11 protein-coding genes and 1 pseudogene are annotated in these 13,095 nt (G+C 70.0%); 6 read left to right on the forward strand and 6 right to left on the reverse strand.

Going from position 1 to position 13,095, the window contains the following annotated elements; all coding sequences use genetic code 11:
* The coding region (era, locus tag U9977_RS17795) for a GTPase Era (protein ID WP_322750400.1) at positions 1-723 on the forward strand (723 nt) is incomplete at its 5' end.
* A gap of 79 nt (positions 724-802) precedes the next feature.
* On the opposite strand, the gene U9977_RS17800 is transcribed toward era, so the two are convergent.
* A complete protein-coding gene (locus U9977_RS17800) occupies positions 803-1,624 on the reverse strand; it encodes an ABC transporter permease (RefSeq protein ID WP_322750401.1) in 822 nt (273 codons plus the stop codon).
* Positions 1,625-1,713: 89 nt separating this feature from the next.
* Here U9977_RS17800 and U9977_RS17805 point away from each other — a divergent pair, with 89 nt between their 5' ends.
* The gene (locus U9977_RS17805) at positions 1,714-2,637 is read left to right on the forward strand and encodes an N-acyl homoserine lactonase family protein (protein WP_416210675.1); all 924 of its coding nucleotides are present in this window, start codon (positions 1,714-1,716) and stop codon (positions 2,635-2,637) included.
* A 205-nt stretch (positions 2,638-2,842) separates the two neighbouring features.
* On the opposite strand, the pseudogene U9977_RS27090 reads toward U9977_RS17805, so the two are convergent.
* Both U9977_RS27090 and U9977_RS17815 read right to left on the reverse strand, forming a co-directional pair.
* Positions 2,843-3,166, reverse strand: a pseudogene (locus U9977_RS27090) (NUDIX domain-containing protein); the annotation flags it as partial.
* Positions 3,167-3,168: 2 nt separating this feature from the next.
* Entirely contained in the window at positions 3,169-5,856 is a 2,688-nt protein-coding gene (locus U9977_RS17815; protein ID WP_322750403.1) for a S8 family serine peptidase, read from the reverse strand.
* Positions 5,857-6,126: 270 nt separating this feature from the next.
* On the opposite strand from U9977_RS17815, the gene recO reads away from it, so the two are divergent.
* The 4 genes from recO to U9977_RS17835 all read left to right on the forward strand — a co-directional run bounded on the left by recO (position 6,127) and on the right by U9977_RS17835 (position 9,740).
* A complete protein-coding gene (gene recO, locus U9977_RS17820) occupies positions 6,127-6,858 on the forward strand; it encodes a DNA repair protein RecO (RefSeq protein WP_322750404.1) in 732 nt (243 codons plus the stop codon).
* A 117-nt stretch (positions 6,859-6,975) separates the two neighbouring features.
* On the forward strand, positions 6,976-7,794 hold the full coding sequence (locus U9977_RS17825) for an isoprenyl transferase (RefSeq protein ID WP_322750405.1): 819 nt from the start codon (positions 6,976-6,978) through the stop codon (positions 7,792-7,794).
* A 68-nt stretch (positions 7,795-7,862) separates the two neighbouring features.
* Entirely contained in the window at positions 7,863-8,189 is a 327-nt protein-coding gene (locus U9977_RS17830; RefSeq protein WP_322750406.1) for an antibiotic biosynthesis monooxygenase family protein, read from the forward strand.
* A 132-nt stretch (positions 8,190-8,321) separates the two neighbouring features.
* The gene (locus tag U9977_RS17835) at positions 8,322-9,740 is read left to right on the forward strand and encodes a glycine--tRNA ligase (protein WP_322750410.1); all 1,419 of its coding nucleotides are present in this window, start codon (positions 8,322-8,324) and stop codon (positions 9,738-9,740) included.
* A gap of 85 nt (positions 9,741-9,825) precedes the next feature.
* Here U9977_RS17835 and U9977_RS17840 read toward each other — a convergent pair whose 3' ends face one another.
* From U9977_RS17840 to U9977_RS17850, 3 genes are all read right to left on the reverse strand, one after another.
* A complete protein-coding gene (locus U9977_RS17840) occupies positions 9,826-10,524 on the reverse strand; it encodes a hypothetical protein (protein WP_322750407.1) in 699 nt (232 codons plus the stop codon).
* An 84-nt stretch (positions 10,525-10,608) separates the two neighbouring features.
* Positions 10,609-12,249 (reverse strand): vWA domain-containing protein, encoded by a 1,641-nt coding sequence (locus tag U9977_RS17845; RefSeq protein ID WP_322750408.1) that lies wholly within the window; start codon positions 12,247-12,249, stop codon positions 10,609-10,611.
* Positions 12,246-13,095 (reverse strand): toxic anion resistance protein (locus U9977_RS17850; RefSeq protein ID WP_322750409.1); only part of this gene is annotated, 850 nt, incomplete at its 5' end. The genes U9977_RS17845 and U9977_RS17850, both read right to left, overlap by 4 nt.

The raw sequence follows: 13,095 nt of genomic DNA on the forward strand, positions 1-13,095 counted from the left end.
GGGCTGCACCGTCCCCGCACGCTGCTCGGACAGCGGCTCAACGACGTGGTGCGCTCCACCCTGTCGGAGGTGGACGTGGTCGGCTTCTGCGTCCCGGCGAACGAGCCGGTGGGTCGCGGCGACCGGTTCATCGCCGACGAGCTCGCCCGCCTGCCCAAGCGGACGCCGGTGATCGCGATCGTCACCAAGACCGATCTGGTGTCCGACCGGGACGCGCTGGGGGCACAGCTGCTCGCGGTCTCCTCGCTCGCGGATTTCGCCGCGGTGATACCGGTCAGCGCCGTGTCGTCGTTCCAGGTAGGCGTGCTCGCTGATCTGCTGGTGGAACGGTTGCCGGCTGGTCCGCCGCTGTATCCGGACGGCGATCTGACCGACGAACCCGAGCAGGTGATGGTCGCCGAACTGGTGCGTGAGGCCGCGTTGGAGGGCGTGCGCGACGAGCTGCCGCACTCCCTGGCCGTCGTCGTGGAGGAGATGATCCCGCGCGAGGACCGACCCGCCGACCGCCCGCTGCTCGACGTCCATGTGAACGTCTACGTCGAGCGCCAGAGCCAGAAGGCGATCGTCATCGGTGCCAAGGGCGCGCGGCTCAAGGACGTCGGGACGCGGGCGCGCACCCAGATCGAGGCGCTGCTGGGGACGCCGGTCTTCCTGGACCTGCACGTCAAGGTCGCCAAAGACTGGCAGCGCGACCCCCGCCAGCTCCGCAAACTCGGTTTCTGAGTGCCAGTGCCCGGAGCGGCCCCATCCCCAACCCCAACCCCAACGATGTGATTCTGGTGCTGCTGGAGTAGCAGCAGAATCACATCCTTCGCCTGGCCCTGGGACCGCGGGTTTTGGGACCGCGGGTTCTGGGACCGCCGGCCCTGGAACCGTGAGCGTTGGGCACGTCGGCGTCTGGGATGTGGGTGGGTGCGCCGAACAGCCAGACGAGGGTGACGGCCGCCAGCGTCTCCGCGGTGAGCAGGGCGACGAGGACGACGAGCTGGAACCGGGCCGCGTCGGTGGGGCTCGCGCCGCCGAGCAGGGCGCCGACGAAGGCGCCCGGCAGCGTGACCAGCCCGACTGTGCGGGTCTGGTCGACGGCGGGCAGCAGGGCTTCCTGGATGGCGGTGCGGGCGAGGTCCGCGACCGCCTGGCGTGGGGTGGCGCCGAGCGCGAGCCAGGCCTCGACCTCGTCGCGGCGGCGCACCATCGCCTCGAACAATCGCCGACCCGCCAGGGTGCTGGCGGTCATGGTGCCACCGATCACGATGCCGCCGGCCGCGACCAGATAGCGAGCGGACCGGTCGAGCAGCGGGACGCCGAAGATGATCCCGAGCGTGACGGCCGCGCCGGCCGTGCTGGCGGCAAGCACGGACCGTCGGGCGTTGGGGAAGCCGGTGAGCCGGCCCGCCGCGGTCAGGGTCGCTACGGTGAGCATCACGACGAGGACCGCGACCGTTGTCGCGGGTGCGGCGAGCACCCCGCGCAACGCCAGGCCGACGAGGGTGAGCTGGGCGCCGGCCCGAACCGCGGCGACGATCACCGCCCGGCGTAACCGTACGCCGGCGATGGTGAGGCAGCCGACGGCTACAGCAAGCAGAGCACCCAGGCCCACGGCCATCGCAATGACGTTGCCCACCGGCTCACTGTGCGGCCTGTCTACCTGCCCGCACACACGCGGGGAGGTAGACAGGCCGGCAGACAGGCAGATGGCGGATAGTGACGGCCATGGCTGGCGTGCGGCGGGTGGTCCCGCTGACCCTGGGTTGGGTCGAGGTGCCGTATTCGATGTCGGTGCACGGCGCTGCGGACGACATCCGGCTACGTCAGCCCGTCCCGGCGTTGCTGGTGGAGGTCGACGGGGGCTGGTTGCTGATCGACACCGGGCTCAACCCGGCATTCGTGCGGGACGCGGCCCTGTGCCGCCGCTTCCACCGCGACACCGGCGTGGAGGTGTGGCTCCCGCCCGGCGCCGGCGACCCGCTGGAGGGTGCGCTGGAACGGGTCGGGCTCACCCTCGACCAGATCGACGTGGTTGCCGTCTCCCACCTGCACAGCGACCACGCCGGCGGGCTGCGCCACTTCGCCCGGCGCGGTACACCCGTCCACATTCAGGGCCGCGAGCTTGACCACGGGCTCGGTACCCACCCGGCGCAGCTGGAGGCCGACGGCATCATCCGGGTCGACTTCGATCACCCGGCGATCACCTGGCAGGTGGCCGACGGCGACACCGAGATCGCCCCGGGGGTGACCGCGGTCCGCACTGCCGGGCACACCCCAGGCCACCAGAGCTTTATCGTCGAGATGGATCCCACGGTGGGCGGCGGCGGGTATGTCTTCGCGTTCGACGCCGCGGACCTGCAGGAGAACATCGATTTCGAGCGGGCCGTCGGTGGGTCGATCGGCGTTCCGCCGGAGGCGACGATCGAGCCGATCCGGCGGCTGAAGGCGATCGCGTCCGCCCGTGGCCTGCGTCTGCTCCCCGGCCACGATCCGGTCGCGTGGCCGGCGCTCACCGCCGAGCTGGCGGATCCGACCGCGGATCGGGGCCCGGGGCACGATCCGCGGTTGGGTCCGCGGTCGGGTCAGCGGTTGGGTCCGCGGTCGGATCCGCGACTGCCGCAAGCAGGGCCTCCCGGTTCGCCAGGATGAAGTCCTTGAGCGCGCCCGGCTGCAGTGCGAAACGGGTCAGGGCCTCGCCGTGCAGGTCGATCCGTTCGACGTCGTAGCGTCCCTTCGTCGGGTTGGTGAACTCGTCGCCCGTCCTGGCTGCAAGATCGATCGAAGTGAGCCGGCAGACGAAGAAGTGCTGGACGGTGATGCCCGGCCCACCGCCACCGCCGCCTTCACCTCCGCTGCTTCCGCCGTATTTTGTCGTGCTCGCTTTTGTCGTGCTCGTGAGGAACACCTGCTGGACCCGGTCGACGGCGGCGCCCAGCTCCTCGGCGAGCTCCCGGTGCAGGGCTGCCTCCACCGAGGCGTCCTGCTGATCGACCCCGCCGCCCACAGTGGCCCAGTAGGGCTGCTGGCCCGGCAGGGTCCGGCGGAAAACGACCAGCCGTCCGCGGGAATCGATCAGAATCGCTCTGGCTGCCCGTCGCACCACTCGCACCGGTCCATCATGGTCCGGCGCCGGGTTCGGCGTCTGGTGAGAGTCCACCTGCGCCGTCGACGTCGACATTCCTATGGTCCCTGGTTGATCCGGGCCGCGCCCACCGCGAGGAGATACCTGCCGCCGAGGTTCGTCCAGCCCCCGTCCAGCGGGGCGGATGCGCCCATGTGTCGGTTGTAGAGGGCGTGGTCGGTGCCGGCGACGAACACGTCCACGGTCCCGTCCCCGGCCGCAGCGAAGGCGGGCAGTCCGACGATCATCCCACCGGCGTCGACGAACCGGATGAACGGCGCGGCGGCGTAGGCGAGCGCTCCCGACGCCAGCCGGCAGCCGACGAACGCCGGCCCGTATGCGGTTCCGGTTCCGTTCGGGCCAGGCCGGACATCCTGGCCACCGGAGGGACCGTAGCCACCGGAGGGACCGTAGCCACCGGAGGGACCGTCGGCGTAGGGACTGTTACCGCCGGCACCCGGCCCCCCGTCGCAGCGGACGCCGAGCACCGTCCAGGCCGAGGCGGCCGTCCGCCGGTAGAGGTTGGCGGCGGACGCGACGTTGCTGGTGGTGCGGGTGACGTTGCTGGTGGCGCGGGTTGTGAACCAGGTGACGACGCCGTCCACGACGGCCACCGCGGGAGCGGCGTCGGTCTGCCCGCCGTAGTTCGCCCACCAGGTGACCCGGGCCGGCCGGCCGGAGGCGTCGACGGGCACGGCGCTGACGTACAGCGCGCGGTCGCTGCCGCGGCAGCCGACGTGCAGGGCTGATCCGACGACGATCGCGGCCTGCCCGTAACACTGTGTTCCGGGAGGGCCGAACGGCGACCACGCGCGGTCGGTCTCGTCCCGCATCCAGAGGTTCCCGTCGGTGCCACCCACGATGTAGGTGACCCTGCCGGCAGTCTGGATCACCGTCGGGACGGATGTGGCCCGACCGCCCAGCGACGCGGGGGCGACCTGGCCGGATCGCTTCGCCCACACGGCGTGGTCCGTGCCGATGCCGGCGGCGATCGTGTACTCGTCCTGGCCCGGGGGTCGGCCGGCTGGGGTCGTCGCTGGGGTCGTCGTTGGGGTCGTGGTGAGCGCGGTGGAGGCGAGCCTGTTCCACCGGGGCGCGCCGCGCCCGGTCACAAGGTCGTAGCCGACCGTGGCGCGGTGGGCGCCGTTGTTACCAACTGTGATGTCCCGGAAGGCTGAAACAGGTGCCTTGTACAGCCGGTCATGGATGTCGCCGTACCCGCCTGATTGCTGGCCGGTCGACGCCCATTCGGCCGCGAGCATCCCGGCGGCGGCGGGTGATGCGAGGCTGGTGCCACCGAAACGCATCCAGCCGGGCACGGTCGTGCCGCCGTGGCTTTCCCAGTAACGGCGGTTGTAGATGGCGAAGCCGGTCGTCGGGTCGGCGTTCATGGCGAGGTCGGGCAGCGCGCGCGACGTACAGGCCGTGACCGGTTGCCAGTCCGGCTGGGCGAACAGCGCTGAGCAGCCGCCACCGGAGCCGGCCCAGGCGGTCTCCGACACGGTCGCGCCGGTCGGGTTGAGCATCGTCGTGCCACCTACCGCGATCACTGATGGTGACGACGCCGGGTAGCTCGCGGTGGCGGTACCGTTGCCGCAGTCGTCGGATCCGCTGTCCCCGGAAGCGGTGAAGGTGGTGACGCCCGCCGCGGCGATCGCCGCCAGCAACGTTTCGGCGGTGCGGACGAACGCTGCGCTGTTGTACGGCTCACACAGACCCCAGGACGCGTTGAACGCAACGAGGTTCGCGCTCGGGTCGGCGGCGTCGAGGCGGACCCGGTCGAGGATGTCGAGAAAGCCCTGGTCGGTGTTGGGCGCGAAATAGACACGTTGGCGCGCGCTGGGCGCGACTGCCAGTTGTACCTCCTGGTCGAGGGCGACCTCGCTGTCCCCGTCGCCGTCCAGGGCGGCGTTGTAGGCGGGTGCGCGACCGACGCTCACGGCCGTGTAACGCCCACCCGCGACCGGGTCCGGTATGCCTGCTGCCGCCGCGTAGGCGCGCAGGTCGGCCGGGTCCCAGCCGGACAGCTGGAGGCTGGCGACGGTCGGGTCGGGCCCGCCGTCGCCGCGGTGGCCGTCCGGCGCGCCATAGGCGGCACGCAGGTCGGCGCCGCTGTAGCCGGCGTCGGGCGGCACCGCGGCCGCGCTGCGCGCAGTCGCCGGCTCTGTCCGCGCGGCACGTGTACCGAGGTGGCGGAATGCCGGTCGGGTCTCGTCACCACCGACGGCGACCGAGACCAGACCGTGCAGGGATGCGGGGAGGGCGGGCAGGCTCTGTGCGTAACGCAGGGCAGGACGGGAGTCGCGGGCGCTGCCGAACAGCGTCCGGAGGCGGTCCGCCTCGCCGGTGGCGGTGACGCTCCATGCGGTGGTCCGGGTGACGGTCAGGCCGAGCGTGTCGAGCTCGTTCGCGACCGTGTCGTGGGTCGCGTCTGAGGGCAGAAACGCCCTCAGACGGGTCGCCCGGTCCGGCGCAGATGCGCTCGCCGCGCCGGCGACCGACCGCGCGAGGTGATCCAGACCGCCACGGTCGGGTGCGGCGAGGTAGACGGTGACGGTCTGGGTGGCCGCGGTCTGGCCGGTTGTCGGCTGACCGGTTGTGACCTGAGTGGCCGTGACCTGAGTGGCCGTGGTCTGGGCGGCCGCGGCCACGGCGGCATGGGTCTGGATCACGATCAAGGCGAGGGTCAGTGGGAAAACGGTCAAATAGCTACAAAAACATACAAATCTTTTCCGTACCGCCAGCACTCCTACTCCCTGTTCTCTCGTGGATGCTGAAAGTGACTATTGCAGGGCGTGACAGTCCGGAGTCGGCGGGGTCCGCATCGCAGCGCGGATCCGGCGTCGCGAGGTGCCCCGCCAGCCCGGCGCCAGCCCGACGCCAGCCCGACGCCAGCCCGGCGATAGGCCGCCGGCCCGGCAGACAGCTCGGACCGGTCCGCCGGCAGCGGCATGTCACAATCGGTCCGGGGCGACCGTGTCCTGACCACTTACCGGGATGCGTGCAACCATGGGTGGGTGCCGGTCTACCGCGATGAAGGTGTCGTCCTGCGAACGACGCCGCTCGCCGAGGCCGACCGCATCGTCACCGTGTTGACCCGGCGGACGGGACGGGTGCGCGCGGTGGCCAAAGGGGTGCGCCGCACGTCGTCCCGGTTCGGCGCCCGACTGGAGCCGGGTACCCACGTCGACCTCCAGCTACATGAGGGGCGCTCGCTCGACACGGTCACGCAGGCCGACATCCTGCGCCCCTATGGCGCGGTGATCGCTGCCGACTATGCGCGGCACACCGCCTCGGCCGTCATGCTGGAAACCGCCGAACGGCTGACCAGCGAGGAACGCCAGCCGGCTATCCGCCTGTTTCTGCTTCTGATCGGCGGTCTGCGTACCCTCGCCCAGGGCGAACGTGCGCCGGGCCTCGTCCTGGACGCCTTCCTGCTGCGTGCGTTGGCGGTCTCGGGCTACGGGATGGCGGTGCGCGAGTGCGCCCGCTGCGGCCAGCAAGGGCCCCACCAGGCGTTTTCCATCGCGGCGGGCGGCGTAGTGTGCCCGCAGTGCCGACCGCACGGTGCAGCTTCGATGTCGCCGGCCGCCGTGACGCTGCTGTCCGACCTGCTTACCGGCGACTGGGCCGCCGCCGATGTGAGCGAGGTCCGCACCCGGCGCGAGGCTGGCGGATGTGTCGCCGCTTACCTGCAGTGGCATCTCGAGTACGGCTTACGTGCACTGCCTCATCTGGAGCGGGCGTGAACCGGGCCGGACGCGTCGGGGGTGGCGCGTTCGACGATGATGCGTCGATGATGTTTGTGGGCGCGGGAGGAATGATGATCGCGCTACCTTTGACTGGCGGTAGAAGGGAGGTGTCCGGTGAGTCGACGTAACGGGAGAGCCGGACGGTTCCGTGAACCGCATCCGCATCCTTCCGGCGCATGTCCGCCGGAGATTCCTTCCGAGTTGATCCCGCGGCATGTCGCCATCGTCATGGACGGCAACGGCCGCTGGGCGAAAATGCGTGGCCTGCCGCGCACGAAGGGCCACGAGGCCGGTGAGGAGGCACTCTTCGACTGTGTGGAGGGCGCGATCGAGCTGGGCGTCCGGTGGCTGTCGGTGTATGCCTTCTCAACGGAGAACTGGAAGCGCTCGCCGGACGAGGTCGCGTTCCTGATGCGTTTCACCGACGGGGTGTTCGGCAGGCGCATCGACGACATGGACTCCCTGGGGGTCCGGGTCCGGTGGGCCGGCCGGCGTCCGCGCCTGTGGGGCAACGTCATCCGACGGCTGGAGGCGGCCGAGGAACGCACCTGTGGTAACGACCGCCTTACTCTGGCGATGTGCGTGAACTACGGGGGGCGCGCCGAACTCGCCGATGCGGCCGCCGCCATTGCCCGGGACGTCCGTGACGGCCGCCTGCGGGCCGACCGCATCGACGAGAAGACCGTCGCCCGCTATCTCGATGAGCCGGAGATGCCCGACGTCGACCTGCTGATCCGTACGTCGGGGGAGCAACGGCTGAGCAACTTCCTGCTCTGGCAGGCCGCATACGCCGAGTTCCTGTTCGTCGAGCGGCTGTGGCCCGATTTCGACCGGCGCGATCTGTGGGCGGCCTGTGAGGATTTCGCCAAGCGGGACCGTCGATATGGCGGGGTCGTGGCCCGTCCGTCGGGGGCCCGATCGGCCACGCCGTGACGGGCCGACCGGGTGGCGGGCTGGGGAGGGCTGAGGAGCTGACGGACGCGACCTGATAGAACCGTGCGGTGCTTGTTGTCATGCGGCTGCGGGTTCCGGTCGGGGAGGCCGAAGCCTTCCGCGAGCGTGCGGACCGGGCCCTGGTCGCACTGGCTGGGCAGCGCGGCTACGGGTCCGCTCGACTGGGACGTGCCGTGGATGAACCTGAACTGTGGGTGATCACATCCGAGTGGGACGGGGTGGGTGCGTGGCGCCGGGCCCTGTCCGCGTTCGATGTCCGGGTGGAGCTGACGCCGTTGATGATCTACGCCGTCGATGAGCCGGGCGCGTTCGAGGTGTTGCTCGCCCACGACGGCGTCACGGGTGCCGTCCGCCACGGCTCAGACCGTGCCTGACGTTGCCCGACCTGTCTGCGCCGGCTGTGCCCGCAGCCCGTACGCTGGGCACTTGTCTGTCTGATCGGCACTTGCCCTTCTGATCATCAGGTGGAGCAGGTGTGCGTAGGACACGACCACCCGACGTCGCCGATGACGGCGGGTGAGTGGGAAGGGAGCGCCCGCGTGGCCAGTTCGTCCGACCGCATGGACACCATCGTCAGTCTGTGCAAGCGCCGGGGGTTGGTCTTCCCCTCAAGCGAGATCTACGGTGGCCTGCGGGCATCGTGGGACTACGGTCCGCTCGGGGTGGAGCTGAAGAACAACGTCAAGCGTGCCTGGTGGAAGGCCATGGTTCAGGGCCGCGACGACGTGGTCGGCCTCGACTCGTGTGTGATCCTCGCGCGTGAGGTCTGGGAGACCAGCGGGCACGTGCAGGTCTTCGTCGATCCGCTGACCGAGTGCCTCACCTGCCACAAGCGGTTTCGCGCCGATCATCTTGAGGAGGCCTTCGAGTCCAGGCACGGCCGGCCGCCGACCGCGCTCACCGAGGTCAACTGCCCCAGCTGCGGTGCGCGTGGCACGTTCACCGAGCCTCGGATGTTCAACGGTCTGCTCAAGACCTACCTGGGGCCGGTCGAGGACGAGTCGGGCCTGGCCTACCTTCGGCCGGAAACCGCCCAGGGCATTTTCATCAACTATGCGAACGTGCAGGCGACCGCCCGGCGCAAGCCGCCGTTCGGTATCGGTCAGATCGGCAAGTCGTTCCGCAACGAGATCACCCCGGGAAACTTCATCTTCCGGACCCGCGAGTTCGAACAGATGGAGATGGAGTTCTTCGTCCCGCCGGGCGAGGACGAGACCTGGCACGAGTACTGGCTCGGTGAGCGGACGAGGTGGTACCGCGACCTGGGTGTCCGCGACGAGAACCTGCGCCATTTCGAGCACCCGAAGGAGAAGCTCTCCCACTACTCGAAGCGGACCGTCGACATCGAGTACCGGTTCGACTTCGCCGGCCTGGAGTGGGGCGAGCTGGAGGGTATCGCGAACCGCACGGACTACGACCTGTCCGTACACGCGAAGGCGTCCGGCGCGGACCTGACCTACTTCGAGCAGGCCACCGGCACCCGGTACACGCCGTACGTGATCGAACCGGCCGCCGGGGTGGACCGCGCCACCCTGGTATTCCTGCTGGACGCCTACGCCGAGGACACCGCACCCAACACCAAGGGTGGGGTGGACCGCCGGGTCGTGCTCCGCCTCGACCGTCGGCTTGCTCCGGTCAAGGCCGCGGTGCTGCCGCTGTCGCGCAACGCCGACCTGTCACCGGTCGCCCGCGATCTGGCCGCGGAGCTGCGTAAGCACTGGAACGTCGACTTCGACGATGCCGGCGCGATCGGGCGTCGGTACCGCCGGCAGGACGAGATCGGCACGCCGTTCTGTCTCACGGTCGACTTCGACTCGCTGGCGGACCGCGCCGTCACGATCCGGGAGCGCGACACCATGGAGCAGGAGCGCGTGTCCATGGATCAGGCGGTGTCCTACCTCAACGCCCGACTCGGTCCCTGCTAGCTTCGGTCCCTAGCTGGCTTCGGTCCCTAGCTGGCTTCGGTCCCTAGCTGGCTTCGGTCCCTAGCTGGCTTCGGTCCCTAGCTGACTAGGGTATGTGTGATGGATTGGGGGACGGGTTCGACAGGTCGAGCTCGCTCGACCCGAACCGGTCGGCCAGGAAACGTCCGTGGGACAGCAGCTTCGCGGTGTCCCCGGCCGCAGCCGCTTCGGTGACGTCGCGGATGCCCTTTTCCAACAGGCCGAGCTGGCCGATGACGACCTCGCGTGGCGTGCGCCCGTCGTCCAACCGGTGCGTCTGGGCGTACCGCGCCGGCAGGCCGAGGTAGACCTCCAGGGCGGTGGGCAGGTAGTCGGCGACGGTCCGCACGACCACGAACGTCTCGGGCGAGCCGGCGCGCAGTAGGTGCGGGCGGTCCAGCACCTCGCGCAGCGCGTCGACGACCTGGGCCGCGGCGGCGGTGATCTCGGTTGGCGCGAGTCCGGTCAGGACCCGCAGCTGGGCCTCGACGGTCGCGCGAAGTTCGGCGACGCCCGGCTGGCTACCGCCCGGTGTCGGGCGACGGGCTGGCGCGACCAGAGCACCGATCGCATACATGGCGGCTACGACCAACGGCCACTGCGGTGATCCGACCACGCCGGCGGCGGTCAGCCCCAACCCGCCGAGCGCGCCGGTGCACCCGGCGATGTTCTTCAGCGATCCGATCCACGTCAGCGCCTTTTCCCGGGTTCCCCTGGCGGGAGGAGGCGGCGGTGGGTCAGGCCGCGGCAGCCGGATCGCCGTCATCCGAGCCGGCCCTGACAGCCCTGACAGCCCTGACAGGAGGCCCGGTTCTCACCGGTGCCGCCACCGGGTATGGCGGACCCGGGGTCACTGGTAGCCACGGATGTCCTTGAACGCGTCGGTCAGTGGGGATGTCCGTGCGTCGAACGTCGCGCCACCGGTGTCGGTGGCGATCGAGCGCAGGTCGTCCGGACGTGCCTCGCCGAAGATGATGCAGAAGGTGCGGACGGCTCGCGCAGCCGGGGGAAGGGCCTGGTAACCGGCGCGGAACTGACCAGCTGACAGGCCCGCGTTGTTCTCACCGTCCGTCATCAGGACGATCGACGTCAGGTAGCCGGGCTCGGCGGCGACCGCATCGGACGCGCGGCGGTAGGCATCGGCGAGCGCGGAGTAGATGGCCGTTCCCCCGTTGGCCTGCAGGCTCGTGATGTAGGAGCGGATCGCGGCCAGATCGGGCGAGGATGCCCCGGTGTCGGTCACCGTGAAGTCGCGTGACCCGACGACCGAGCCGTTGAAAATCACAAGTGTGATCTTTTCACGGTCACGAAACCGGGTGAACCGGCCGGACAGGGAGGTGTCGGCACCGGCGAGCCCGGCCAGCGCGGATTGCAGATCGGCCAGGCGCCGGCCGGCCATGGAACCGGACACGTCCAGTACGAAGATCGCGTGCGACGGACGGCGGAAATGGTCGAGGTAGGAGGTGATCAGCTCATCGGCGACCGCCTGGGTGGCGGGGAAGGGCAGTTCGGCCAGGGTGGTCGTGGTGAACCGCGGGTCGAGCGCGACGCCGGGGACGGCCGGCCTGCGGTTGGTGGTGGTCTGCAGCCGTCGCTGGACCTCCGGGCTGCGCAACCAGGTCACCACCCGGCTGTATTCGTCCCGCCGGGCGGGGTCGAGCAGGAGCATGGGGTAGTCGGCTGTGATGATGCCGTCTTTGGGGTAGATGATCGTGATTGGTTCCCGCAGTCGGCCGGAGCGTTGCAGCGACAGCAGCACCGACTCGTAGTTGATCATACCGCCGGCGTCCTGGGGCCTGTCGACGAAGGCGTCCGCGAGCCAGCCGGAACTGCCCGAGGTGAGCGTCTGCCCCGAGAAGAACGACGTCAGCGCGTCGGGGCGGATGTCGGATGCCTGTAGCGCGTCCGAGGTCCCGGCGAGCGCGGCCGCGACACCGACCAGCGCACTGAACCCCGAGTTGGACGCCGCCGGGTTCGTCATGGCGTACGTCAGCTCGCCGGCGGCAACCTTCGCGGCGACGTCCGCCCACGTGACGCTGGTGGTACCCGTCCAGCCGAACCTCGTGGCGAGCGAGGTCCGGATACCGAGGACCACCGGCGATGTCATGGTTGGAGTGCGGACGCTGCCCGCCTGCGCGCCACCGGGCAGCAGGCGCAGGTAACGGTCGGAGGACAGCCAGGCGGCGTCCGTGCCCGCGGAATGTTTGATGATCTTATCGGTGGCGTCGAGTGTCCCGGTGTAGGTCAGTTGCACCGTGACGCCGGTGGCCGCGCGCAGGTCGCCCAGCAGCGGCTCGACGTCGGCCAGTTCCGAGCCGGCGAGGATCCGCAGCACACCCGGCTTGCCGGGGCCGGGGGCCGACCCAGACGCCGACGCCGACCCCGACCCAGACGCCGACCCCGACCCGGAACCGCAGGCGGTCAGGGTGAACGCAGCCGCGCACACGGCGAGCAGGCCGATTGCGACCGGGTGGACACGGCGTCCGGTCACGGCCCGCCGCCGGAGATTTCCAGTTCGCCGACTGCTGACGAGGCCGGCGCGATCTCGACGGGAGCGGTCGAGGCGGCCCGGTCCAGATATGCGGCTGCCTTTCCCACCTCCTGCGACAAGGCCGTCACCGTTGTCCGCATGGTCTCCAGGGCGGCGGTCTTGTACCCGTCGATCGTGTCGATCGTGGCATAGATGTTGGCGAACGCCTGCTGGAGGGCCTGCACCGACACGGTCGAGGACGCCGCCTGCCCGTGGATCTCGACGGTCTGGCGCCGCAGCAGCTCGGACGTGCCGACGATGAGGCGCTCGGTCGTCTGGTTCAACGCGGCGATCTGGTCGAGCACCAGTTTCTGGTTGGCCAGGGCCTGCGCGACGAGTACCGCGGTCCGCAGCGCCGCGACGGTCGTAGTGCTCGCCCGGTCCACACCTTTGATCAGTTCGAGGTTGTTGCGCCGGATCATATCCAGGGCCAGGTAACCCTGCGCGCTCACCGCAAGCTGGGTGAGCAGGTCCTGGTGCTTCTGCCGCACGTAGAACAGGACGTCCTCGCGAAGCGCTCGGGCCCGATCCGGGTCGGCGGCCTCGATCCGGTTGATCCGGGTGACGAGCTCGGCGTCGAGGTCCGAGGCCAGCTGGGCGTACTCGCGCAGCCTGCTCATGGTGGTCCACAGGTTGTGCTTTTCCTGCTCGATCGCGGCATTGTCCCGCCGCAGTTCCTCCTGGCCGTTCTGCATCGCGTGCAGAATGGCGTCCAGATGTGTCTGTGACGACTGATAGGACGCGAAGTAGTCCCGCAGGCGGTTCCCGAACGGGATCATCCCGAGCAGTTTTTTCGGGCCCAGCAGG

The sequence above is a fragment of the Protofrankia sp. Cas8 genome (genome assembly GCF_963555845.1).
Lineage (GTDB): Bacteria > Actinomycetota > Actinomycetes > Frankiales > Frankiaceae > Protofrankia.

Bases quoted from the DNA above. Each gene is read 5' to 3' on its own strand.
- U9977_RS17805 (WP_416210675.1), top strand. From the start codon at position 1,714: ATGGCTGGCGTGCGGCGGGTGGTCCCGCTGACCCTGGGTTGGGTCGAG.
- U9977_RS17835 (WP_322750410.1), top strand. From the start codon at position 8,322: ATGACGGCGGGTGAGTGGGAAGGGAGCGCCCGCGTGGCCAGTTCGTCC.
- U9977_RS17840 (WP_322750407.1), bottom strand. From the start codon at position 10,524: ATGACGGCGATCCGGCTGCCGCGGCCTGACCCACCGCCGCCTCCTCCC.